The organism is Treponema sp. J25 (genome assembly GCF_004343725.1).
Classification (GTDB): domain Bacteria; phylum Spirochaetota; class Spirochaetia; order Treponematales; family Breznakiellaceae; genus J25.
In genome coordinates this window covers 114,535-138,225 of record NZ_PTQW01000006.1, presented here as the reverse complement: position 1 = coordinate 138,225, position 23,691 = coordinate 114,535, and the positions used below count along the sequence as shown (strand labels likewise).

Genomic DNA, 23,691 nt, shown 5'->3' with positions numbered 1-23,691 from the left:
AGGTGACCAGTTGCTCCATGAAGCGCTGGTTGGAGAAGAGGGCCTTGTAGCCGCGGTCGTGGTGGTCTGGCATAGGAAAACCATAGCACAGGGGCGGTGGGAAGGCAAGGCTGGGAGGGAAAATCGGGTGTAGTGGGGCGCGCTGAGGGGGCCCAAAAACCTCCTGGGGTGGTTTAGAGGGTGGCCCCCAAAAAAGCTGGCGCTGTGGCGGGGTAACCCGGAAAGGGGCCCAAAGACGCCCGCTGTGGCCTGGAGGGAGAGGCCCCCATCGGCAAAAAGCTCCCGGCGGGGCTTAGAAGACGCCAGAACCGGGTAAGATTGGCTAAAGGGGCCCTTCGCAGGGCCCCGCCGTGGGTGAGCCCGGAGTGGGGGGAGCGCCTGATCGCCTGAGCCGTGGGCTCTGGGCAGTGGGCCGGGCGGGACGCCCGGCCTGGGGAGAAATGTCGAGGCGGCGAAGGAAGCAGGCGCGAGGGGGGAGCCGCGGCGGCCGATGCGGCGGCATGCGGGCTGAGCTGAGAGGGGGCGATGCGGTGCTCCCCCTCTGGATGGTGGGAGGGTACAGGGCTTGACAGGATTTAATTGAAAAATTACAATTAAACCGCAAGGAGAACACATCATGGAGTTACGTTTCCCAGCGGATTTTTTGTGGGGAGCTGCTACGGCAAGCTATCAGGTCGAAGGGGCGGTTACGGAGGATGGACGGGGCCCCAGTATCTGGGATACCTTCTGTCGCATACCGGGTAAAGTATACGGTGGTGAGAGTGGGGCCGTGGCCTGTGACCAATATCATCGCTATCGAGAAGACATTCGGCTCATGAAAGAGGCGGGCATTCAGGCCTATCGTTTTTCTATAGCCTGGCCCCGAATTTATCCTGAGGGCAAGGGACCTATTAATCAAAAGGGGATAGACCACTATCGAAACCTTATCGAGGCCCTCCATGAAGCAGGAATAGAACCGGTGGTTACCCTGTATCATTGGGATCTTCCCCAGGCGTTGCAGGATCAAGGGGGCTGGGAAAACCGGGAAATCGCCTATGCCTTTGCCCGCTATGCCCAAACCTGCTATGAAGCCTTTGGAGATCGGGTTTCCAAATGGATTACCCTTAATGAGCCCTTTTGTTCCGCCTATTTAGGCTATGCCTATGGGGTGCATGCCCCCGGTATTGCCGATATCCATGCGGCGGCCCGGGCGGTCCATCATCTAAACCTTGCCCACGGCCTTGCGGTGCAGGCCTTCCGGAATTCCGGCAAAAAAGGGGAAATTGGTATTACCTGGAACCTGGTGATTCCCCGGCCTGCCACTCGACGTCCAGAGGATCTTAAGGCGGTAGAACGGGTAATTGACCGGGACAACCGGGTATTTACGGGCCCCGTGTGCGGTAAGGGTTACCCAGAGGCGTACCTGGCTTCCCGGGGAATTCGTATGCCCGTGGAAGCGGGGGATATGGATATCATCAGTACGCCCATCGATTTTGCGGGACTGAATTACTACAGTGAAGGGGCGGTTCGATGGAACGAACATGCCCCTGATTCGGTGGAGATGGTGCCTTCCTGGGAGCCTGTCACCGATATGGGATGGCCCATCGTGCCGCGGGGTTTTATCCGGTACCTCCGCTGGCTTCGGGATGAAACCGGTGGCATCCCCCTCTATGTAACGGAAAATGGCTGTGCGGTGCAGGACCGGCCGGTGGTCGATGCGGCGGGCCATGAACGGGTTCATGATACGGAGCGTATCGCCTATCTTCGCAGTCATTTTAAGGCGCTTCAAGAGGCCCTCGAGGAAGGTATCCCCGTGAAAGGCTATTTCCTGTGGTCCCTTATCGATAATTTTGAGTGGGCCTACGGGTATTCTAAGCGCTTTGGGATTATCTATTGCGATTATGCAACCTTGAAGCGAATCCCCAAAGATAGCTATTATTTTTACCGCGACCTTATCGCCGGATACGCCGAATGATGGAAAAAATCCCGGCCCTGAGGGGCCGGTAGATCCATCGATACAAATTAAATAAAAGGGAAAGTTACTAAAGACGATGATCCAGGGAATTCAGGCCCAGTACGGGAGTGCCATTTTACGAGAACTCTTTCCTCATGGATGGAAAAGCCGGGCAGAACTGGCGGAGATCCTGGGCCTGGATCGGGCTACGGTGACCCGGATCGTGCAGTTTTGTATGGAACGGGGCTACCTGGTGGAAGCAGAGGGGGGAGAGGCCGAGCACGAACGGCTTTCCCTGTCAGAGGGAGAAAAACTTCAGGGCCGTCCCCGGGTCCCCCTGGGTATCCCCGATAGTCTGGGATACGTCGTAGGGATTGAAATCCAGCGGGAATTTGTAAAAGCCGGGGCCCTGCTTCCTTCGGGTACCATATTGATAGAACACTTTTTCCCGAGAAAAAAGGATGATGAACTTCTTGAGGTCATACAAGAAGATGTGGCCGCATTTATTCGTACTCCCCCCCTCACGACGTTGCCCCTTTTGGGGATAGGTATTGCGGTAAGCGGCCTTGTGGATCCCCTCCGGGGGGAGCTTTTCTTTAGCCCTACCAAGGAAAGGGGAGCGACACCGCTGAAAATAAAAGAGCCGGTGGAACAATGGTTCGGCGTACCGGTTTTTGTGGATAACGACGCCAAATGTAGTTGTTACGATATCCTTACCTATGGAACGGGGCGGGAACGGCGCCATTTTTTGTACGTCTTCTGTGAATTTCTTGAATCCCCCGAGGATCCCTTGACCTACGAACGGATCGGCATCGGCAATGCGCTGGTGCTTAACGGCAAGGTGTACTATGGCAAGGCCTTTCAGGCAGGAGAATTTCGCAGTGTCTTTGCGGATCCCCAGATCCCCGGACAATTTGGTCGTGCTTCCTGCGGATACTATAAGGATATCCGGAGTAACAGTGACCGGCGTCGGCTGTTTATCGAGGAACTTGCCAGGAATATCGCCTTTATTGCCAATTTCCTCGATCTAGAGGCGGTGTATATGGGTGGGGGAATCGAAATTTTCCGCCAGGAAATGACCTCCTGTTTTGAAAAGGCCGTGGCAGATACCTGGTTGTACCAGGAAGAACTCCCCCGTACGATTCCTCTGTATATTGCCGAAACCGACGCCAAGCCCGCCGTACGGGGGGCTGCCGCCATGGTGTACCGCCATATCTTTGAAGGTCCCCTGCACCCGGAGCTTTCTATTCCAACGGGGCTGACCTATTTAGAGGGTCTCCGTCGTTAAAAGTTCTCCGTTGTACATGCTAGGGCGTTAAAGAGAAGCTTCCATCGGAAAGGGTAACACCCCGTCAATGGTTGAATGGCCACAGAAGAGCATGATCAGCCGATCGAGCCCTAGGGCTACCCCCGAACAGGAGGGATAGGGCTGGATGGCCCCGTCTCTGGTTTGCCGGGGAAGGAAGATCTTCCAGTAGTCCCTATCAATCCGATGGGGGACTAAAGCACAGGCTTCTTTTTGGGCCCCCTCTTTTTCAAAATAAGCACGAACCTGGTCGGGGTTTGTTTCCTCCGTATAGGTGTTGGCCAGTTCTATGCCCCGCACGTACAGTTCCCACCGCTCCTTTGCCTGACCATCAGGATGATCCTTCGCAAGACAGGGAACAAAGGCGGGATAATCCATGAGGACCACCGGCCGTTCCCGGGGAAGGGAAGGTTCCACCACGTGGACAAAGATGAGATTGTAAAGATCCGCCAGGCTGAGCTCTGGGAGGGGCTCTAAGCCTAATCGGGCGGCCTCATGCCGGAATCGTTCTGGTCCTTCTTTCCCCGCTTGGTACAATGAAAAACCGGCCCAGCGGCGAAAGGCCTCATCCATAGAAATCTGGAGAAAGGGGGGCCGAAGATCGGAGGGATCTTCCGGGCGAAGGAGGGAGCGAAACAGGTCTTCGGTGATCCGGATAGAATCCCGATAATCCGCATCGATGGTGTAGAATTCGAGCATGGTGAATTCAGGGCTGTGAATACGACCGGTAGATTCCCCATTCCGGAAACAATGACAAATCTGGTAGAGGTTATGCCGATGCTGGGCAATAAGACGCTTCATCCATAGTTCGGGGGAGGGAATAAGCCAGTATTTTTGAGGGGCCCGCCGGCTTCCAACAGGGGGGACATAGGTGGTTTCAAAGACTTCAAGGCAGGTTTCGGGAATAAGGTGAGGGGCGAGAAGGGGGGTGTCTACTTCTAGATAGCCCCGGCTATCAAAGAAATCCCGTACCCCTTTTATGATACGGTGTCGTTCTTTAAGCAGTTCCAGGTCCACGATTTTCTATCCTTTCTTTGGGGTGCTGATAGGGAGTATGGGCGGCGCTTTTTTAAGGCCCTTTCCCACAAGGGTGCCCCTTTTAATGGGCCAGACATTTAATGGGCCAGGCGCCGCACCGTTTCTTTCCAGCGGCGGCCCCGGTCAAACTCATTCAGGAACATTCCAAAACTGGCGCAGCCGGGGGAGAGGACCACCGAATCGCCCCGCTGGGCAATGCTCAGAATAGCTTCCACCGCCCGATCAAGGTTGTCGTAGGGGCCTCGGTAGGGAATTCCGGCACTGTCCAGAAGTGCCCGGAGTTTGGTTGTTCCCGTCCCTTCTAAGAGGAACACCGCCTTTGCTTCACCACAGGCCTGGGCCAGGGGAGTAAAATCCAGGGCCTTGTCGGTGCCCCCGGTAAGGACGATGGGAGGGGCGGGAAAAGCCCGGATAGCCGCCGCCGCCGCTTCGGGGATAGTGGCCGCCGTATCGTTATAAAATCGAACCCCCCCGGCCTCATGGAAAAATTCAAGTCGATGTTCAATGCCGGGGAAATCTCTAAGGGCCTGGTAAATCGCCTCGGGCGAAAATCCCATGTCCAGGAGGCCCAGGGCTACCATGAGGAGGTTTTCCTTCTGGTGATTCCCTACCACCTTAAGGGTTGCCGGTACTACTTCTATTTCGTGCCCCTCGGGGCTTACCACAAAACCTGGCCCTTCCGGGTCCGGAAGATAGCCATACAGGAACGACGAGGTCCCTACTTCAGGAAACGGCGATGCGGAACTTTCGTTCTTTTTGAGAATAGAAGCACCTATTTTTTCAGGGGATTCCGCACCGCGGGGAAGCAGGAGGAGGGGCCGCCCCCGGGTTTCGGCGGCAAATTGCTTACCCCACTGGTCGTAGCGGACCACCGTGGCATCCGCTTCGTCCTGACCTGCGTAGATAAGCCGTTTGTCAGAAACGTAGTTTTCCATGGTGCCGTAGCGGTCCAGGTGGTCCGGCAAAATGGTGGTAATGATGCTGACCCGTGGCTTGAGCAACGCCCGGGGGCGGCCCCGGCGGTCCAGGCCCCCCGCCGGGTGAACTTTTAGGGCTTGCTCAGGAATACGGGATCCCGCCGGCCGGAGGTCCCCCAATTGCCAGCTTGAAAGTTCCAGTACGGTGTAGTGGGAAGGAGTAAGCTCATCCACAAAGGTAAGGGGAGAAACGGTAATGTTACCCCCCAGGTACGACCCGGCGGGGGAAAGTCGGGATAAACAAAAATGAAGGGCACTCGCGGTACTGGACTTTCCTTTTGAGCCCGTCACGGCGCAGAGGATGGCGGGATTCTGCATTAAGAAAAGGGAAATATCCGTTTCTATCCGGCGGGCGGCCGCCAGGTAGGGAGAGTCTGGTTTTACCGCCGGATTCTTTATCACCATGTCGGCCCTACTAAAGTCTTCCATTTCGTGGCGGCCCAGAACATAGCGTACGGGAAGATCCTTCAGTTGCTCGATGCTGGGGGCCAGGGTCTTTTCATCCCGGAGATCCGTCACGGTTACGATCGCCCCTTTTTTTGCCAGGTACCGGGCCGCTTCTAGACCACCCCCATTCAGACCAAGCCCCATAACGGTAACTTTAAGACCGGAAAACAGCTGATCACTCACGCAGCACTCCTCTTTCGATATAGATGATAAAAATACTGGGTATTCTCTGTGGACCACCTTCCTGGAAAGATCGGACTACCCTCCGGGGAAAGGGCTCCATCGGGTCCGTACCATGGGTATCCCAGAGAGACCCTCCCCCTTGCAGTGGGCGCCTGTTCCCCTTAGCGAAGCTGAAAAACCTCGCCGAAAGGGGTGGCCCGGAATATATTTTCTTTCCCTCTGTATTTTTTCTGGGTAAGAAAAAGGAGCATAGCCCCTACCAGATTATACGAAATTCCTTCTGTTCCTGCTGGTTAAGGTAGGCAGAAACCTCCAGGTTTGTAAAGAGGCTGGAAAGACCCTCAGGGACCAGGGCCTTTAATTCCTGAAAAAGGGGGAGGTTCTCAGAAAAAGTTGTTCCCCGCAGGGTCCGCTCGATTTTTTCTAGGTGGGGTTCTAAAAAAAGAATAGCCATCCGAAGATAGGGAAGCCATTTTTTTCGCTGTTCCGGCGTGGGATCCAGGACGGTCATGCAGATCGTTTTGTATTTACAGGTAAAGGGATAAAAAGGATACATCCGTTTGCCCCGGGGGGTAAACAGCTTACTAAAAAATTTAGTCAGATCCGTGTCCATCCAGATACCCCGAAGAAGATAGCCCTTGCCGGTTTCTCCAATCCAGGTTTGGGAGATGCTTTGTTTGATCCTAAAGGCTACCAGGTGTCCCCGGTCGGTAAGAACTGCTTGGAGGGGAATGACGTCACTTTCCATGTAGAGTCGTTTGCTCCGATACACGGCGGTAGTGTCATTTGTCCCTTTTCCCAGTAATTCCATCTCAAGGGGCCGGAATTGGAGGTTAAGCCGTAAGAGGTAAAGGTAATAGGCATCCCCCATTTTATAGAGCCGGTAAAAACAGGGTTTAAGAATTTCCTGGGGATCAAAAAAATAGGTCAGATCCCCCATAAAAGGAGCGGTGTACGGTAATAGGTTATCCATGCATTCCCGCAGGGCGGTGATATATTCAGACCGGGGCATGGGCTGCCGTACATCATGATGAATGGGAAAACGAGGGATAGTAATGGGGGAAGGGAATTCAATAAAATATTCTTCATTCTGATTAAAGTGATGGGAGTAGGTCCCAACCCTCTCCCTGGCAGATGCTACCTTTTCGTTGATAACCCGATCCATGTAGCCAGGTCGGATCTCGTTGCTATCCTGTTCCATTTATGTATTAGATAATACTCCGAACAGAGCGCTTATTCAATGAAAAATAAGAAAAAGGAAGCGCCCGAGGGCTGGGGATGTTTTTCCTCTAAAGAGAATACCCACAAAAAACCGTTTTAGTTTTCAATAAAAGATCTTGTTTTTCATTGCTTTTTGTCGGTTCCCTGAGTAGAATAGGGAATACCTTGAAAAAGGAACGCTCAAAACGCTCGGAATGAAAGGAGGAGTGGCAATGAAAAAGGGTTTCTTTGTGCTTCTTTTGAGTGCGGTAGTGTTTTCCGTATGGGCTGCGGATCCCGTGGAAGGGCTCTGGAAGAGTGTGGACGAGGATGGGAAACCCACCGCGTACTGGCGGATCTATGTGAAAGACAATGTTTTATACGGGGAAATTGTAAAAATTATCGGAAAGCCAAACGATGCGATTGCGACCGCAGCAAAACCGAGTTATAAGAATTTCCCTATTCCCGGGGAAGTGAATAAAATGAAAATTGTCGGGACCCCCTGGATTTATGGGCTTAGGCGGAAGGCCGAGGGTCAATGGGAAGGGGGAAACATTATTGATCCCAGTAAGGGTGATATATACCAGTGTAAGATTACCTTTAGAAAGGCGGATGGCAAGAAATTTAAGGTAGATACCCTGGAAATGCGGGGTGAGATTGGGTTTGGACTGGGGCGGAGTCAGTTCTGGGTTCGTAGCGAGGAGTCGGAAATCAATTCCTGAAAGGTATGGGACAGCAGGAATTTCAGGATTCTCAAAAACTGTTAAACGAACGGGGCTTACCCACCAATTTTGGGTGGGCCCGTTCTCCCCTGTGGGCCTACGATCGTCGGCTTATTCTGGTCCGTAAACATCGGATTGTAGAATCGGAACGGTATGTTCTTTTGGCAGAGGATAAGATTGTTCTTATCGAAGTGGTGCAACAGGGGTTTATTAGCTATGTTTCCGTAAGTGTGGTAGATCTCATTTTAAAAAAAGCCTGGTCCGATTATTTTCCTTTTTTGTTTCCCCTGGGAATGTTTAGTGGTAGTCCTACCCCGTCAGGAAATCTGTATAAGATTCGGGATAAACGGTTACTGTTGGATATCAATGTTCTGGAAAATGGAAACCGGGTCATTAAGATCGACATCCCCCGCTTTAACCATGGGAAGGGCCTGCGGGGAATGGTGGTCATGATCCGGCCTCCCTTCCCCGAGGCCCTTGCGACGGTGAGTCCCTGGCGTAAGAAACCCCACTGTTTCCGTTACTCCTATGCTGCTCCCTGGTATGCCCTGGAAGGGGTGATTCGCCATGGAGAAGAGGACCTGGTTTTTTATAAAGACCACAGTTGGGCGGTGCTGTTATGGGATCGGGGCTTGAATCCCGCCCATGATATCCACTATTGGTCCTGTGCGGCGGGTATTACCAAGGGTTCCCAGGTTTCGTTGTCCCTTGGGTATGGTTTGATGAATGCCGAATATGGGACGGAAAACGCCTTTTTTATCAATGGAAGTCTCCAGAAAATCCAGCAGGTGACGTTTAAGATCAGTCCTAAGAGCTGGATGGAACCCTGGATCCTCACCAGTGATGATCAACGGCTGACCCTGCGTTTTACGCCGGTCGCTGAAACACGGCTTACCCGGAAACGCATATTCCAGTCGATCCGGCAGACCACCTTTTTTGGCTTTTTCCAAGGGGTCTATACCTCCGAAAATAACGAGGTCTTTGAACTCAATAAAATTCCCGGTGTAGCCTGGAGGGAAAAGGTTCGCCTGTGAAGGAATCCCTGCTTCTCTCGCTGGCATGGTTTTTGGCAATTGGTATCGCCCCTAAGGGGATGCTGCAGGGCCTATAGATCAAAACTTCCTTCAAAGACATATTCCGCTATCCCCGCAATGGCTAATTGTCCCGTCTCCTCGTGCTCTGCCCAGAACCTTCCCCGATCGATGAGGGTCGCTGGGCCCAGCACGGACACGGAAAGGGGCGACCGATTGGGCGGTATGGCCGGGAAGGTGGCATAAGAAACGGCTCCTCCTCGGCCGCGCCATTCAAGGATGTGTTCTTTTTCTACCAAATTATGTTGATAGGCAAGAAGGGCCGCTATAGCCCCAGTTTCTATCCGGTCGGCCCGCTCGGGAGCTACGTACCGGACCAATTCACGGTGAATGGGGCGGATGAGGAGGGGGATGGTTCCCCTGCTCATAGCGACGAGGGACTGTTTGATCCGCTGGGTGCTCCCGCGGGGGCCGGTAAGGGGGGCGATCATGGCGGTATAGATGGCTTGTCCCCGACACAGGAAAGCTTCGAAAGGTTTCCCATCAATGATGCAGGTCCAGCGTTCCTGTTCTGGGAGGGGAGGGTATAGTTGAAAGGTGCGGGAATCCACTGCTCGGAGCCGATAGGATTTTCCTTCATTGGCAAGGGACAGGGTGGTATGATCGGCTAGTCCCATATCAAAACCAAGACGGGCGGCACAAAAAAGGCCATCCAACGGGAGGGGACTTCTTTTTCCACCGTTGGTGTAATGGATAAGAGAAAGGGATACTGGGTGTGGATGGGATAGCCCAGCGGTACCAGGCGGATCCTGTTCTCGCTGAAACAATACAAGTCCATCACCTCCAACACCACAGCGGCGGTCCAGGATAAGCTCCGCCAGTTCTCCCAGCCCCCGTTCATCGAGCTGGATATTTTTGTGGGCCTCCCGATCCAGGTCGATAAAAAGGAAATCCTTTCCCGCAAGCTGAATCTTGTAAAACCAGAACGTCACTGGCCCTCTCCTTGCTGGTAGGTATAGCTCCTTTTACTCTGTCGTTCGTATCGTTTTTCTGCCAGCGCGATGAGGGTATCTAGGAGTTCTCCGTAGGGAAGCCCTGAGGCTTCGCACATCCGGGGAAACATGCTGATAGAGGTAAAGCCGGGGAGGGTATTCACTTCATTTAAGAATATTTGTCCCGTATCCCGGCTTACAAAGAAGTCTACCCGGGCAAGGCCCGAAAGTTCTGCGGCCTGGTAGGCCTTGATCGCCAGTTCCCGGATGGTTTTTAATTCGGTTTCTTCGAGTTCGGCGGGTATGAGTAGCCGTGCCCCGTCGGGGTCAAGGTATTTTGCGTCGTAATCATAGAATTCATGGGTTGGCACAATCTCGCCGGGGGTGTAGGCCGCAGGTTCTTCATTGCCGGTCACAGAGCACTCTATTTCCCTGGCATTCACACAGGGTTCAATCAACACCTTGTCATCCCAGAGAAACGCCGCTTCAATAGCCTGTTCCAGGGCGGGCCGATTGAGCACCTTGCTGGTCCCTACCGAGGATCCACCCCGGGAGGGTTTTACAAACAGGGGGTATCGAAAATCCCGTTCTGCCTTTTCGATGATCCGTTCCCGCTGCTCCTTACTGTGCCATTCGGGCAAACGGAGTTGGATAAAGGGGACTACCGGCAGGCCCGCATACAACCAAAGAATTTTCGCGGTTCCCTTATCCATCCCGATGGCGCTTCCCAGGACTCCGGCACCTACATAGGGGATATCTACCATTTCAAGGAGGCCCTGCAGGGTTCCGTCCTCTCCAAAGGTCCCGTGGAGTACGGGGAACACCACGTCGATGGAAAGGGGTCCCGTGGCCTGGGTAAAAAAGGGAAATTCTTTTTTACCGCCGGGAATAACCTGCACGCGGTATTCGGGGCGTTCTTCAATCCGAAGTTTGGTATTTCCCTGGTATACCTCATCGATATATGTGGGGGCTTGAAGGTACCATTCTCCCTCATGGGTGATGCCGATCAAGAAAAGGTCGTAGCGATCCTGGTTAAGGTGACGGACCACGGAGGCCGCCGACACCAGGGAAACCTCGTGTTCTCCCGATTTTCCTCCATAGAGAACGGCAATTCGCTTTTTGGAACCTATTGGTGGTATCCCTTTATGGGTTTCCATGTTTTGACTCCTTAATTATTCTGAGAGAAAAAGGGTTCCCTTCTCTTCTGAGAAGGTTTTCACGTTAAAATTATGATGATGAGGATTGCTCCCGGTAGCCCAGTTCTTCCAGGGCCCGACGGGCTTCTCCTATTTCATCGTAGGGCATTACCCTATCGGCATAGATAATGGAGTTTTCATGGCCCTTCCCTAATAGAAGCACCACATCTCCCGGCCGGGCAAGAGAAAAGGCTTTTCTGATGGCGGTAGGTCGGTCGGGTATCAGAAAAAGCTCCCGGTCCCGGATACGTTCGGGACAGCCCGCGGCAATTTCTTCCAGCAGCGCCAGGGGATCTTCACCACGGGGATCTTCGTCGGTAAGGATGACAATATCGGACCAATCGGCGGCAATTCTCCCCTGCCGGGGACGTTTTTCCCGGTCCCGTTCCCCCCCTGAGCCAAATACGCTGATGAGGCGCCCCCCGTGGGGTTCGATTCGTTTTTTAATGGGGGGAAGAACGATTTCGAAGGACGAGGGGGTGTGGGCATAATCTATGATTACCTCAAAGGGCTGGCCCTGCTGGATCACCGTCATACGTCCCCGAACGGGTCGAAGTTGGCTTACCAGGGGAATGAAGTCTTCCAATGGCAGCCCGAGGAGCCCCGAAACTACAAGCAACGAGGCCAGAACATTCCCCGCATTAAAGGAGCCTGGCAGGTTATCCTGTATTTTGTAGGTTTTATCCTCGGCTCGACTGTATACTTCGTAGTTGTTCCCCTGGGCGGTACTTTCCAGACTTCGGATGCTGAGATCCGCCTCGCTTCCCCGGGTGCTATAAGTATATACTCGCCGTTCGGTGGCTGCGGCGAAGTAACTAGCGCTGGGATCATCCGCATTTACTACTCCAAAGGAAGGAACGCGAATAGGACGGTGTGGTCGATCTGGAAAGGCGGTTTGATTCCCCAGAATTTTTTCGTGGGAATAGCGGTCCAGGGCCCGAAAAAGATTTGCCTTGTCATACCGGTACTGTTCCCACGTACCATGGAACTCTAGATGTTCGTGGGTAACGTTGGTCATGACTCCTACGTCGAAGGCCACATCCCCCAGTCGGTTGGTCCGGGGCGATAATCCGTGGGAACTGGATTCTACCACGGCGTATTCCATCCCATAGTCTCTCATGGCTGCAAGGTACTTGTGAATCACCGGAGCTTCGGGGGTGGTCTGGTGTTCGGGATTCCACTCTTCTTGTTCCCCAATCCGGTATTGCACGGTGGAGATAAACCCTGCTTTTTTCCCCGCTAAGGTAAGCAACTGGTAGATGAGAAAGACGGTGGTGCTCTTGCCCTCCGTGCCGGTAACGCCGATTACCGCCAGGGACCGGGAAGGACACCCATAAAAAGCGTCCGCCAGAGGCGACATAGCAAAGCGGCTATCTTCTGCCTGGATGTAAAGGATATTATCTTGATATGTATCAAGGGGATATTGATGGAGGATAGCCCGGGCCCCCCGCTGAAGGGCCTCTGGGATATACCGGTGTCCATCCGTATGGAGGCCCGGAAGGGCGATGTACAATGCCCCGGGGGTTACTTTCCGTGAATCATAGACCAGGTCGGTAATAGGGGTTTCCAGGGGGCCCCGGAGGGCAATAATCCGTGCCCGCTGTTGTAGTTCGGAGGTAAAAAGCTCATTCCCGTATCGTTCCATGATGTACCATGATAGCCTGGAATGAGAGAGAGGTAAAGTAGTATCAAACATGAAGATGGAGTAATAACCAGGGTAGGGCCCCCGTTCCTATCCGTAATGGTTTTGTTTCGGATGAGGGGCCCGTTCCGCAGGAAAGGACCCCTATCTATGACTTATGTTGCAGGCCCACCTCGGAGTCCCGTTTTATCGATAGCCGCCCCAATCTTCTCCTAATGAAGGAAGGGTCTTGGTCGTCATGCTGGTGAAAAGCTCCCGGGCATCCTGGGGAGAAAGCTTCTGGATCTGATAGTCGTTTAAAAACACCCGATAGGCCTTTTCCAGATTCCGTTCCCGGGCGGCCTCAAGGATACCCTGGTATTGCGTCAGGTGATGGAGAACCAGCGTTCGGATCTCTGCAGGGAGCCCTTTGGTAATCACCGGCTGCACCGAATCGCGGGAGAAAAATGCGTTGGTTTCTACCACCGCCCCCAGGGGAAGATCGGGCATCTGGCCCCGATTGGGGAGATTAACATTGGTTAGGAGGTCTCCCAGACCCAGCAGGGCTTTCATCTGCCGAATTCCCTCTTCCCCGGAATGATGAACCGGCATTGTTTCTTTTCCCTCCTGGTAGGCCCTGCTTTTTTTCTTAAGTTCTTCCCGCTGTTGAATCCGGAACGACACCGGCGTAAGGGTGAATTTCCAGTAGCGCACCTGCTCGGGGCTTTCTAAATACCATCGGGGAGGGCAAAATTCAGCAAGGTGCCGATCCCCGGCGGCGGCAATCAATCCAAAACGATTAAAGAGATCGATTTTCACCCGTTCACAGGAGGCAAAAAAGTTATTCATCCAGTTATCATCCCCACCTTCGTCGAAACCGGTCTCTGCGTACTCCCGGGCAAATTGCTGATAGAGGGGAAAGAGGTCCTGATGTTTCCAGCTTGCCCTATCTATCCAGGTAAAATGGTTAATCCCCATTACATTGGTGTGAATTTCTTTTCGATGGACCGTTCCTTTAGGGACCCAGCCGTATTTTTCCATTATTTTGATGAGAAGTTTCTGGGTCCCAAATACTTCGTGGCAACACCCGAAGGCCTTAATCTCCGGGAATTCGGCGTACAGGGTCTGGGTACACAATGTCATGGGATTGGTGTAGTTCAGCACCCATGCGTCTGGGGCGGCCTGTTTAATGGCCTGGGCAAGCCGTTGATACTGCGGGATGGTCCTCAAGGCCCGCATAAGACCACCGGGTCCGGTGGTGTCCCCCACACTCTGGTAAATCCCATAGCGTTCTGGTTCGTGAACATCTACCGCCATTTCGCTGAAATCGCCCGGTAAAATGGAGATAAGCACAAAGTCGGCCCCCTCAAGGGCTCGTTCCAGGGAGGGCTCGGCCCGGAATTTCCATTGTCCCCGGTTGTGCTCTTCCATGAGTCGGTTCCCGATGATTTCGTTTGCCCGGGCCGCCTCGGTATCGATATCGTATAAATAAATAGTGCCTCCCAGTTCCCGTTCGTAGGTGAGATCCCGCATAAAGACCCAGGCCCAATTCCGGGAACCTCCTCCAATGTAGCAAATCTTAAGATTCTGTGGATTTTGATTCATTGTTGAAGCCTCCAGGTTGTATCCCCCATAAGCGGGGACTTTAGGAACAGTATACCAGGCTCTGCTTCTTTTGTCTTCCTGTTTCATTATACGGCCTGGTCTATTGAAAAATGAAACGGGAAGCCATGCCGGATAGATTATGGTGATACGTTTCTGGTTCTGGTTCATGCGGGTACCATAATGGGTCTTTTTACTTTTTAGGCGGGAACCTCAAAATACTTTCCCTTTTCTTGACGGTTATTGTGGGGCGGTATAAGCTTATTTCAAAATAAGTAGGGGAGGAAAAAGAAAAATGAAGGGCCGTCTTTTTTGTATTTTTGCCTGGTTTCTTGCGGTGAGTTCCTTTGCCCAGGAAAAGGTGATGCTGGGAAAGGGAGAGGAAATCATTACCATAGGACTCCTGAATGACACCACCCCGGTGTACGTGGTACGACAGCTTCGGGAGGGGCTTATTTCTACAATAAAAGAGTATTATGTGGTTACCGGGGACGAGAAGGCCGGGCCTTATGATGACGTTGAGGATCTCACTTTTTTCTCCGACGGAAAGATCCTGACCTATAGAGCGAAGATCCGTGGTAAGTGGTATGTGATAGCCGGGAAGGATAAGGCCGGCCCCTATGATGAGGTTTGGAATTTTACCCTTTCCCCTGACAAGAATGTCCTGGCCTATATAGCGGTAATTGGTGACCAGTGGTATGTGATAGCCGGGGACGAGAAGGCCGGTCCCTATGATGATGTTTGGGGACTCACCTTTTCCCCCGACGGAAAGGTCCTGGCCTATGAAGCGAGAATTGGTAGTCAGATATATTTAATAGCTGAAAAAGAGAAAGCTGACGTCTATGTTGATATTAAGGATTTCACTTTTTCCCGAGACGGAAAGGTTCTGGCTTATGGGGCAAAGATAGAGGGTCAAATATATGTGATGGCGGAGAACAAGAAAGTTGGCCCTTATAGTGATGTTGGCTATCTCACCTTTTCTCCCGACGGGAAGGTCCTGGCTTATGCAGCAGAGATAGGTAGCAAGTGGTATGTGATAGCGGAGAACGAGAAGGCTGGTCCTTATGATGGTGTTTGGGATCTCACCTTTTCTCCCGACGCAAAAGTCCTGGCTTATAGAGCGAAGATAGGTGGCCAGTGGTATGTTATAGCGGGAAATGAGAAGGCTGGTCCTTATGATAATGTTTGGTGTCTTACCTTTTCCCCTGATGGGAATGTCCTGGCCTATACAGCGGAGATTGGTGGCCAGTGGTATGTGATGGCCGGGAAAAAGAAGACCGGCCCCTATGGCAGCGTTGGGGGGCTTACTTTTTCCCCCGACGGAAAGGTGCTGACCTATGGGGCAAAGCTTGATGGCAAGATCTATGTGATAAACGGAAACGAAAAGGCTGGCCCCTATGAGAGGCTTTGGTTCCTCACCTTTTCCCCCGATGGGATAGCGCTGGCCTATAGAGCTGAAATCAATGGTGAGTGGTACTCTAAAGTACTAATAAACGGGAAAGAGTATATCGGTTCTGTGAGTAATGGCGTGGTGGTGTATGTGGATAATGATACGATACGAATTCTGAATGGCAAATAGGGTTTAAGGCTGGGCTCCGTCATGGTGCCTCGGCGCGACGGTGTGATGTAAACGACCCTCTTGATAGAAACATCCAGCTCGGGTAGGGTAGGGGTACAGGGGCAGGAGTTATGTATACTATACGGGTAGAGGCGGATTTTGCGGCGGCCCATTTTCTCCGCCATTATCATGGAAAGTGTGAGCGTCTCCATGGGCACAATTATCGGGTGCGGGTCTGGGCCCGGGGAAAGGAGCTTTCCGAGGGAGGCATGCTCATCGATTTTGGGGTGCTGAAAGAAGGCCTCCGCACCGTCCTTGGTCAGCTAGACCACAGGAACCTCAATGATATTGCCTATTTTCAGGACGATCCCAGTGCCGAGCGTATAGCCCGCTATGTTTTCGAGGAGCTTACGGCTTTGCTCAAGGAACAGCAGCTTCCGTACAATCTCTTGTGGGCGGTGGATGTCTTTGAAACTCCCACAAGCATGGCCCGGTATGAGGGGGAATAAATAACTACGCAATAAATATTCGGGTTTACCAATAGAAGTCCATAGGTGAACAACGAAAAAAGGAGGGAATATGGACGGCTGGTGGGTGTATATATGGATATCACCTATGGCTCTTTTTCTGATCGTTATAACGTTATTACAAATAAAAAAGCATATGGATACCCATTTATTCTCGTTAAATGGGTTGTTATATTGTTCATTTTTTATAATTATTTTTCGTCTTCTTGAACTTATATCCCTTAATGACCAAATGGTAACGATCTTTTCTAAAATAACCTATCCTTTTATTAGCGTATGTCCCGTTTTCTGGTTCTTGTTTTCTATTGAGATTACGACCGGAAGATATTCTCTAATACGTCATAAATGGCTGTTGTATATTATACCTTTTCTAACTTCTTTTTTATTTTTTACTAATGATCTTCATAATCTTATTTGGAAACGTTATGAAATTGTCAGTTTTTTAATATTTAAGCAGATCCGGGTTTTGTCTTATGGTTTTTATTTCTGGATACATGTTTTTTATTCATATATGTTGTATTCTCTCGGTTCTATAATTATTATAACTAGTTTTATTTTACATCACCAAATTTTTCGTCTTCAGGCTTTGTGGGTTTTATTGGGAGGATTGCTTCCTTTAATATTTAATGTTTTGTATGTTTTTAGAATTGGCGGCCTTACATTTGATTTTTCTCCTCTTGTATTGGCTTTAAGCAGTTTGTTTTTCTATATAGGGATAAAAAATACAAGTCTGGCATTTATCCATCCTTTTTCTAGAATTCTTGTATATTCGGAAATAACCGATCAGCTTATTATTGTAAACAAAAATAATATTATAGTGGATATTAATCTTTCTGCTAAAGATTATTTTGGATCTATTCTAAGAGTGGGGAAAAATGTGCAGGAGGTCTTTGAAAAATTCCCTTTTTGGATTTTTCAAAAAGATGATTTTTCTTCAAGAATTATGAAATTAGAGTGGAGCCGAAATTCTGATTCCTTGGAAACAAAAATAAGAATTAGTCCCCTTAGGTCAAATGGATATTCTATTATGGTTCTAGAAGAAAAAGGTCCCTCTGTGGTTTTTACCAGAAGGGAGAAAGAAATATTAGAATTATTAGGCAAACAAAAAAATCTAACAAACAAAGAAATAGCACGGCACTTGAATGTTGATGAAAGTACGGTGAAGACGCATATTCATAATTTGCTAAAAAAGACAAATAGCGCAAAGCGTTCTGATCTGGTTAATTATTTTGATGAAGAAGAAGGATGAGTTTGATTTTTTATCGCGATTAATAAAGGCCTCTTTTCTAATACAAGAGGCCTTTGTTTTATGCTCTATTATTACTACTTTTTTAGTAAAAAAATAATGATCTTTGTTTTATATCTTAACGAAAACACCAAAATTGAGCCGTAAATAGGGATTGTTTCCAGATACTACTAATTTTTCATAAATTGTAGATGCTTCATATTTGAAATCAGTCATTTGAATTGTGTATCCTAATTCGGCAAAGAATCCACCAAAGCTAAAGCTGTTGTATTCTAGGCCACCTCCTAAAAACATACAAAAAGCTCCAAGATAAGATGTTGTAAGCCCTTGATCTTTAAGATTGTCTTCAAATTCTTTTTCATTGGCATATATTCTCATGGATTCATAACCTACTCGTGCTATTCCGTAAATATTTACAATATTATTTAAAAGAAAATCATATTTGCCAGATATAAAAAGGGCCCAGCCTTTTAATGAATTAGAGGTATTCTCTATTTCCCTTTCAAAAATAAAATATCCTAGTGATCCTATTTGTAGTTGAGGAATAATGTGGTAAAGGAATTCTCCTCCTACAGAAAAGCCACCTTTAACATCATTGTTTACTTTAATAAAGCCTATTGGATTGTTCTGATAATAGGCTGTTTCTTTTAGTGTTATCTCACTATCGAAGATTGTGGAGACCATAGGCCGCAGAGTAAAGCGTTTTTCACCTTTGCTTTCTTGGGCAAAGCAGAAAGAAAAACCTAGTAAGATAAATAATACCGTTGCAATTTTCCTAAGAAAGTTCATTGGATATTCTCCTTGAAAGATAAAATTGTTATGTGTGTAAAAATATTATCAACAAAGTACGATTTCTTTAAAGGTTAGAAAATATCGAAAAAAGATTGAAAGAAGATTGATTTTTTCTAGATTTATTTTTTATGCAATTTTCTTCTATGGGTATTCTTTTCTCATTCTGGTATACACATGGGAAATCTTTTCACATAGATTTTACATAATAACAAGATTTTATTGTTACGTTTTTCATGATAACCTGTTATTATAATAACTTAATTGTCTAAGATTTCTTGTTGTTTTTGTTGGTATAGATTTTGCTAATTTTTTCATGAAGTGTTTCTTTAAAAAAACTGTGGATAAAATGGAGTGGATATGAAAAAGAAAACACCTGTTTTTTTAATCCTGGGCTGTGTTATTGGCGCCGGAATTCTTCTGTGGTTTTTCCGTGGATATCAGGTGGGGGTTTCAAAGAAAAAGCAGGCCTACGAATTTACCACCATCAGGAGAGGAACCATTGAGAGTACCGTTTCTGCTACAGGAACGTTAGCGGTGGAATCTTCGGTAGATGTGCTTGCTCAGATGAGCGGCCGTATCGAAAAGGTCTTTGTAGATTATAACAGTAAGGTTAAAAAAGACCAGTTGCTGGCTACCATTAATACGGATCTTTTAAAACTGCAACGAAAATCTGCTCAGGCCACAGTAGATAAGGTCCAGTCCCAATATAATCTTCAAAATCTGGCAGTTCAGAATGCAAAGGCCCTCTATGAAAAAGGGCTCCTTTCAGAGTACGACTATAAAAGTGCCCTTTCTACTCTTGAAGTATACCGGGCCGAGTTGTTATCTGCTCAGACGAGCCTGGAACAAATAGAAACTCAAATAAATCAATATGCGTACATTACAAGTCCCATTGATGGAATTATACTGTCTAAAAATATTGATGAAGGATCCAGCGTTACCGGTGGTTCTTCTTCCAGTTCCACAACCCTTTTTACTATTGCGGCGAATCTTTCCCGAATGCAAATCCTTGCAGAAGTAGATGAATTGGATATCAGTTCTATCCGGGTAGGTCAGGAAGTTCGTTTCACCGTGGAAGCCTATCCAGGCGTGAGTTTCACAGGAAAAGTCAAAGAGATTCGGCTTGAGCCAAAAACAAGCAATAATGTGGTGTACTACTATGTAAATATTCTGGCGGACAATACCTCAGGCAAGTTGCTCCCTGGCATGACTGCCCAGGTCACTTTCATAAAAGAAAAAAAGGAAAACGTACTGGTGGTCCCTAATGGGGCCCTTCGGTTTTCACCGACGAGTCTAAGTGAGGCGGAACGAGAACGGGCCCTGTTTATTGCCCGTTTACCTGCCACTATGAGTGCCGAAGCCCGGAAAGAAGCCCTGGCACGTTATGATGAGATGGTCAAAAATCGTGCTTCTCAGAATCGACCTTCCTCCCAGGGACAGGGGCTTACCAGTCTTATGGGGGGCGTTCCCCGTATGCCGGGCGTGCCCGGCGGTGGACCTGGTGGTCCTGGAATGCCAGGTCCAGGAAGCACCACAGGACGGCGTAGCCAGGGAGCGTCTCAAGGAAGCGCAACAAGTGGAATGTCAAATGGAACAGAAGGCCCTCCGGGATCGGAGGCTAATTTCTCCGTCGAAGGAAATACCAATGGCACCACCCCTGCGGTTCGGAAACCCCTGTGGTACCTCGACGAATCGGGGAACCTTGCCGCTCTTATAGTTCAAGTTGGTATTAGCGACGCCCAGTATACCGAGGTTTCTGGTCCTTCCGATCTTGAAGGAAAACAGGTGATTTTGAAAGTAAAGGCTGAGTAACTATGGCAATTATCGAGATGCGGGGAATTCAGCGCTTTTATATCATGGGGGATATTGTGGTTAAGGCCCTGCGGGGAATAGATCTTGTTGTGGAAGAGGGAGAATTTGTGGCAATCATGGGGCCTTCTGGGTCTGGAAAATCCACCCTTATGAACATCCTCGGGTGTCTGGATAAACCCACCGCAGGGACCTACCTTCTGGACGGAGTAGACACCTCCCAGGCGGGTCCTGACGAATTTGCGGACATCCGGAACAACAAAATTGGCTTTGTGTTTCAGGGCTTTAATCTCCTTCCTCGAACAAGCGCCCTTGAAAATGTGGAACTGCCTCTTTTTTATGATCGCTCTGGATGTAAGATTGATGCTCGGGCCCGGGCCCGGGCTGTTCTGGAAGAAGTAGGCCTTGGCTCCCGCCTGGATCACATGCCGAGTCAACTTTCAGGGGGGCAACAACAGCGGGTAGCCATTGCCCGGGCCATGGTAAAGGATCCCGCCTTTATTTTAGCCGATGAGCCGACAGGAAATCTGGATTCAGAGATGAGCCTCGAAATTATGGCCCTTTTTCAGGAACTTAACAACCGTGGAAAAACCATCGTGATGGTTACCCATGAACCGGATATTGCATCCTATACCAGGCGGATCATCACCATGAGGGATGGCATGATTCTTTTGGATGAACCGGTACACCAGCAAAAAAGCGCCGCAGAAGATCTTGCTGCATGGAAGGCCCGTCATAAAGCTCTCGCGGAAGGGGAACGCCTATGACCTTTGCAAAATTGATTACCCTTTCCATGCGAAGTATCCTGCGTAATAAGATGCGAAGTTTTTTAACTTCCCTCGGAATCATCATTGGAGTGGGATCAGTCATTGTTATGGTAGCCGTAGGATCCGGTTCTCAGGCAGAAATAAAGCGTCAGATCGCTGCAATGGGAACAAATCTGTTAATGGTGATGCCTCCACGGGGGCCCCGGGAAGCAAATCGGCTTTCCCTGGCAGATGTGACAAAACTCCGACAGGAAGCAAGTTACCTCGCTGCTATTTCGGGGGAAGTGCGAATTTCAGGAATGACCGTGATTGGTGGATCTGCCTACTGGTCTACTACGGTGTACGGGGTGGAACCGGATTACCTTACGATCAAGGACTGGGGGGTAGCGGAGGGAGAAATTTTTACTGAAAAGGATTTAACCACTCGAAGTAAAGTGGCCGTCCTGGGTGCCACGGTGGCTTCTAAGTTATTTGGGGATGAAAGTCCTCTGGGAAAAAATATCCGGATTGCCACAACACCCTTTACGGTGATTGGGGTTTTAACCAAAAAGGGCGCCACTGGTACGGGAAGCGATCAGGATGATGTGGTACTTGTACCACTTCATACGGCCGTGAATCGACTTTCCCGGGATGGGAAACTCAATCTTATCGAAATGAGTGTTGTTCGGGAGGATCTCATGTCCCAGGCTCAGACGGAGGTTACCGCTATCCTGCGGGAATCTCATAAACTTGCCGAAGGGGCAAGCGATGATTTTACGGTGATGAACCAGGAACAGATCATTCAAACCGCTTCCCAGACCTCTCAAACTCTTACGATGCTTCTTGCGGCTATTGCCGGGGTTTCCCTTATTGTTGGGGGTATTGGGATCATGAATATCATGCTGGTTTCCGTTACGGAGCGGACCAGGGAAATTGGGATCCGTATGGCCGTTGGAGCCCGTCGCCGGGATATCCTTTTACAGTTCCTTTCCGAGTCGATTATCTTAAGTCTCATGGGAGGTTTTATCGGAATTCTCCTGGCGATACTTGTCTCATTCCTGTTGAGGACCCTTCTTAAAATGCCTACCCTCATCCATCCGGAAATTGTACTTCTGTCAGCGGGGTTTGCTGCGGCGGTGGGAATTTTCTTTGGCTGGTACCCTGCTCAAAAAGCGGCCAATCTGTATCCTATCGATGCCTTGCGATATGAATAGGGAGAACTCTATATGAAAAAAATGCTAGGTTTGCAAAAATTATGGCCCTTCATAAAGGAAGATGTTGTATTTTTGTGTTTTTTTCTCTGGACCGTGCCTTTTTCTTTTGGAGAGGCGCCTGCCGGTACCAGTGAACGCCTGAACCTTACGGCGGCTCGTAATCAGGCTCTTGCCCGTTCCCTCGATCTCCGGAAGGCTCAGATCGCAGTAGATAAGGCGAATCTTTCTAGATCTGCGGCGTTATACAATTTGTTTCCCAGTATTTCGGGAAGCCTTTCAGGTAGTTGGTCCTATCCTGAAAGCGGCAGTGCTTCCAGTACCCTTTCCAGTTCTGCTCGTTTGTCCGGAAGTGTTACCCTCTTTGATGGGGGATCGGGAAAGGCAAAACTGGATGCGGCGACACTGGCTGCTCAATCGGCCCAAGAGAGCCTTCGATCTACCCGTCTTTCAGTTATCGAAGCGGTAGACACGGCTTTTTTAGACGTGCTCAAAGCGCAGGCGGCGCTGGATGCAAAGGAAAGTAGCCTTGTGGCTACTAAATGGCGCCTTCAGATTGCCCAGGTTAAAGCTGCGGTTGGGGCCCTTTCAAAGGCGGACCTTCTTTCTACCGAAGCGGATATGGCCAGTGCCCAGGCGAGCCTTTTCTCTGCCCAGAAAACCCTTGCCGCAGCTCGAGCCAAGCTTGCATCTCTTACGGGAGTCCCCTCTACGGTCCCTCTCGTAGCAGTGGATTTTACTCAGTATGATGAAGTAATCGGGAAGCTTGCTGCCCTTGAAAATCAACAACTTGCTGCTCTGATGAATGCCCTTGTGGCCCTGGCCCGGAAACAGAATCCCCAGCTAGCAGTGTATCAGCTTTCGATAGGGGAGGCCCGGGCAAGTCTTAATTCTGCGAGGAGTTCCTGGTTCCCTTCTGTTTCTGCAGGGGTATCTCAGAATTTTCCCCTCCAGGGAAACAGTTCTAACCAGATAACAGGGAGTGTGAGCCTATCTGCTTCCTGGAACCTTGATTTCTGGGTTACAAGGAATTCGGTAGAACAGGCCCAGAAAGCCCTTTCCCAGGCTGAAATTGACCGGGCAAGCCAAGAGCAAACCCTTAGCCTCACCATTGAACAGACCCTGTATGAATGGATTTCGTCGGCCCTTCAAATTTCTTCATCTATGAAGGCCCTCGAGTATGCCCAGGCTAATTATGACAACGTGGCAGAAAAATTCCGTCTTTCCAGTGCTGCCATTTCTGACCTTGCGAGCGCAGAAGCCCTCCTTAGCTCGAGCAAAGAATCTCTTATAACCGCCCAATATAGCTTTTTGACAGCCCTCTTTTCTTTACGGAATTCGGTAGGGGTGGAAGAAGAGGAAGAAATTCTAAGGCTTTTAAAAGAGATTCTGTAGGGGGAGGGGAAAATAGGGTAAAAAAGAATTGAGCCTCCCCTTTCAGCAAGAGGAGGCCCTTTCAGCGCCCCTATAAGTACACTAATAATAAAAAGGGCCCCTTTCGTCTATTTTCATCGGCTTTCCATACCACCTAGCGTGGAGCTTTTGAATGTGCGG

Annotated in this window: 19 protein-coding genes; 11 read left to right on the top strand and 8 right to left on the bottom strand. The window is 49.8% G+C overall.

From position 1 onward, the window contains the following. Nucleotides 1-616: 616 nt before the first annotated feature. Together C5O22_RS02315 and C5O22_RS02310 are read left to right on the top strand one after the other, a co-directional pair. Complete coding sequence (locus C5O22_RS02315; RefSeq protein ID WP_207895331.1) at nt 617-1,954, top strand: GH1 family beta-glucosidase; 1,338 nt, start codon at nt 617-619, stop codon at nt 1,952-1,954. A 76-nt stretch (nt 1,955-2,030) separates the two neighbouring features. Then, a complete protein-coding gene (locus tag C5O22_RS02310) occupies nt 2,031-3,221 on the top strand; it encodes an ROK family transcriptional regulator (RefSeq protein WP_132779582.1) in 1,191 nt (396 codons plus the stop codon). Between the two features lie 27 nt (nt 3,222-3,248). Here C5O22_RS02310 and C5O22_RS02305 read toward each other — a convergent pair whose 3' ends face one another. The 3 genes from C5O22_RS02305 to C5O22_RS02295 form a co-directional block, all read right to left on the bottom strand. Further along, the gene (locus tag C5O22_RS02305) at nt 3,249-4,256 is read right to left on the bottom strand and encodes an EF-P lysine aminoacylase GenX (protein WP_132779581.1); all 1,008 of its coding nucleotides are present in this window, start codon (nt 4,254-4,256) and stop codon (nt 3,249-3,251) included. Between the two features lie 98 nt (nt 4,257-4,354). Then, entirely contained in the window at nt 4,355-5,884 is a 1,530-nt protein-coding gene (gene murD, locus C5O22_RS02300; RefSeq protein ID WP_347812555.1) for a UDP-N-acetylmuramoyl-L-alanine--D-glutamate ligase, read from the bottom strand. A 256-nt stretch (nt 5,885-6,140) separates the two neighbouring features. Then, nucleotides 6,141-7,085, bottom strand: coding sequence for a hypothetical protein (locus C5O22_RS02295; RefSeq protein ID WP_132779580.1), 945 nt, complete (start codon nt 7,083-7,085; stop codon nt 6,141-6,143). Nucleotides 7,086-7,317: 232 nt separating this feature from the next. Between C5O22_RS02295 and C5O22_RS02290 the strand changes: the two genes are divergently transcribed. Beyond that, the gene (locus tag C5O22_RS02290; RefSeq protein ID WP_132779579.1) at nt 7,318-7,806 is read left to right on the top strand and encodes a DUF2147 domain-containing protein; all 489 of its coding nucleotides are present in this window, start codon (nt 7,318-7,320) and stop codon (nt 7,804-7,806) included. 5 nt (nt 7,807-7,811) lie between these two features. Beyond that, nucleotides 7,812-8,840: a DUF2804 domain-containing protein gene (locus C5O22_RS02285; protein WP_132779578.1), complete on the top strand. Its 1,029-nt coding sequence runs from the start codon at nt 7,812-7,814 to the stop codon at nt 8,838-8,840. A gap of 71 nt (nt 8,841-8,911) precedes the next feature. Here the strand turns inward: C5O22_RS02285 and C5O22_RS02280 are convergent, their stop codons facing one another. From C5O22_RS02280 to C5O22_RS02265, 4 genes are all read right to left on the bottom strand, one after another. After that, on the bottom strand, nt 8,912-9,829 hold the full coding sequence (locus C5O22_RS02280) for a hypothetical protein (protein ID WP_132779577.1): 918 nt from the start codon (nt 9,827-9,829) through the stop codon (nt 8,912-8,914). Further along, entirely contained in the window at nt 9,826-10,986 is a 1,161-nt protein-coding gene (locus C5O22_RS02275) for a D-alanine--D-alanine ligase family protein (protein ID WP_132779576.1), read from the bottom strand. Before C5O22_RS02275 ends, C5O22_RS02280 begins: the two co-directional genes overlap by 4 nt. A gap of 70 nt (nt 10,987-11,056) precedes the next feature. After that, nucleotides 11,057-12,670 (bottom strand): UDP-N-acetylmuramoyl-L-alanyl-D-glutamate--2,6-diaminopimelate ligase, encoded by a 1,614-nt coding sequence (locus tag C5O22_RS02270; protein WP_132779575.1) that lies wholly within the window; start codon nt 12,668-12,670, stop codon nt 11,057-11,059. 183 nt (nt 12,671-12,853) lie between these two features. Next, nucleotides 12,854-14,251, bottom strand: a complete 1,398-nt coding sequence (locus C5O22_RS02265) for a family 4 glycosyl hydrolase (RefSeq protein ID WP_132779574.1) — start codon at nt 14,249-14,251, stop codon at nt 12,854-12,856. A gap of 361 nt (nt 14,252-14,612) precedes the next feature. On the opposite strand from C5O22_RS02265, the gene C5O22_RS02260 reads away from it, so the two are divergent. The 3 genes from C5O22_RS02260 (at nt 14,613) to C5O22_RS02250 (ending at nt 17,582) form a co-directional block, all read left to right on the top strand. After that, nucleotides 14,613-15,827: a WD40 repeat domain-containing protein gene (locus C5O22_RS02260; RefSeq protein WP_165910367.1), complete on the top strand. Its 1,215-nt coding sequence runs from the start codon at nt 14,613-14,615 to the stop codon at nt 15,825-15,827. 110 nt (nt 15,828-15,937) lie between these two features. Next, complete coding sequence (queD, locus tag C5O22_RS02255; RefSeq protein ID WP_132779572.1) at nt 15,938-16,315, top strand: 6-carboxytetrahydropterin synthase QueD; 378 nt, start codon at nt 15,938-15,940, stop codon at nt 16,313-16,315. A gap of 70 nt (nt 16,316-16,385) precedes the next feature. After that, on the top strand, nt 16,386-17,582 hold the full coding sequence (locus tag C5O22_RS02250) for a histidine kinase N-terminal 7TM domain-containing protein (RefSeq protein WP_132779571.1): 1,197 nt from the start codon (nt 16,386-16,388) through the stop codon (nt 17,580-17,582). Between the two features lie 108 nt (nt 17,583-17,690). Here the strand turns inward: C5O22_RS02250 and C5O22_RS02245 are convergent, their stop codons facing one another. Next, complete coding sequence (locus C5O22_RS02245) at nt 17,691-18,368, bottom strand: hypothetical protein (protein WP_132779570.1); 678 nt, start codon at nt 18,366-18,368, stop codon at nt 17,691-17,693. A gap of 360 nt (nt 18,369-18,728) precedes the next feature. On the opposite strand from C5O22_RS02245, the gene C5O22_RS02240 reads away from it, so the two are divergent. Genes C5O22_RS02240 through C5O22_RS02225 form a run of 4 tightly spaced genes read left to right on the top strand, consistent with a single transcriptional unit; the run spans nt 18,729 to nt 23,532 of the window. After that, on the top strand, nt 18,729-20,183 hold the full coding sequence (locus C5O22_RS02240; protein ID WP_132779569.1) for an efflux RND transporter periplasmic adaptor subunit: 1,455 nt from the start codon (nt 18,729-18,731) through the stop codon (nt 20,181-20,183). Nucleotides 20,184-20,185: 2 nt separating this feature from the next. After that, nucleotides 20,186-20,947: an ABC transporter ATP-binding protein gene (locus C5O22_RS02235; RefSeq protein WP_132779568.1), complete on the top strand. Its 762-nt coding sequence runs from the start codon at nt 20,186-20,188 to the stop codon at nt 20,945-20,947. Then, nucleotides 20,944-22,140, top strand: coding sequence for an ABC transporter permease (locus C5O22_RS02230; RefSeq protein ID WP_132779567.1), 1,197 nt, complete (start codon nt 20,944-20,946; stop codon nt 22,138-22,140). The genes C5O22_RS02235 and C5O22_RS02230 overlap by 4 nt, the downstream gene beginning before the upstream one ends. Nucleotides 22,141-22,152: 12 nt before the next feature. Further along, complete coding sequence (locus C5O22_RS02225) at nt 22,153-23,532, top strand: TolC family protein (protein WP_132779566.1); 1,380 nt, start codon at nt 22,153-22,155, stop codon at nt 23,530-23,532. The last annotated feature ends 159 nt before the right edge of the window (nt 23,533-23,691 follow it).

Coding starts and splice junctions, on each gene's coding strand:
- C5O22_RS02315 (WP_207895331.1), top strand. CDS start 617: ATGGAGTTACGTTTCCCAGCGGATTTTTTGTGGGGAGCTGCTACGGCA.
- C5O22_RS02310 (WP_132779582.1), top strand. CDS start 2,031: ATGATCCAGGGAATTCAGGCCCAGTACGGGAGTGCCATTTTACGAGAA.
- C5O22_RS02295 (WP_132779580.1), bottom strand. CDS start 7,085: ATGGAACAGGATAGCAACGAGATCCGACCTGGCTACATGGATCGGGTT.
- C5O22_RS02290 (WP_132779579.1), top strand. CDS start 7,318: ATGAAAAAGGGTTTCTTTGTGCTTCTTTTGAGTGCGGTAGTGTTTTCC.
- C5O22_RS02285 (WP_132779578.1), top strand. CDS start 7,812: ATGGGACAGCAGGAATTTCAGGATTCTCAAAAACTGTTAAACGAACGG.
- C5O22_RS02275 (WP_132779576.1), bottom strand. CDS start 10,986: ATGGAAACCCATAAAGGGATACCACCAATAGGTTCCAAAAAGCGAATT.
- C5O22_RS02270 (WP_132779575.1), bottom strand. CDS start 12,670: ATGGAACGATACGGGAATGAGCTTTTTACCTCCGAACTACAACAGCGG.
- C5O22_RS02265 (WP_132779574.1), bottom strand. CDS start 14,251: ATGAATCAAAATCCACAGAATCTTAAGATTTGCTACATTGGAGGAGGT.
- C5O22_RS02260 (WP_165910367.1), top strand. CDS start 14,613: ATGCTGGGAAAGGGAGAGGAAATCATTACCATAGGACTCCTGAATGAC.
- queD (WP_132779572.1), top strand. CDS start 15,938: ATGTATACTATACGGGTAGAGGCGGATTTTGCGGCGGCCCATTTTCTC.
- C5O22_RS02250 (WP_132779571.1), top strand. CDS start 16,386: ATGGACGGCTGGTGGGTGTATATATGGATATCACCTATGGCTCTTTTT.
- C5O22_RS02245 (WP_132779570.1), bottom strand. CDS start 18,368: ATGAACTTTCTTAGGAAAATTGCAACGGTATTATTTATCTTACTAGGT.
- C5O22_RS02240 (WP_132779569.1), top strand. CDS start 18,729: ATGAAAAAGAAAACACCTGTTTTTTTAATCCTGGGCTGTGTTATTGGC.
- C5O22_RS02235 (WP_132779568.1), top strand. CDS start 20,186: ATGGCAATTATCGAGATGCGGGGAATTCAGCGCTTTTATATCATGGGG.
- C5O22_RS02230 (WP_132779567.1), top strand. CDS start 20,944: ATGACCTTTGCAAAATTGATTACCCTTTCCATGCGAAGTATCCTGCGT.
- C5O22_RS02225 (WP_132779566.1), top strand. CDS start 22,153: ATGAAAAAAATGCTAGGTTTGCAAAAATTATGGCCCTTCATAAAGGAA.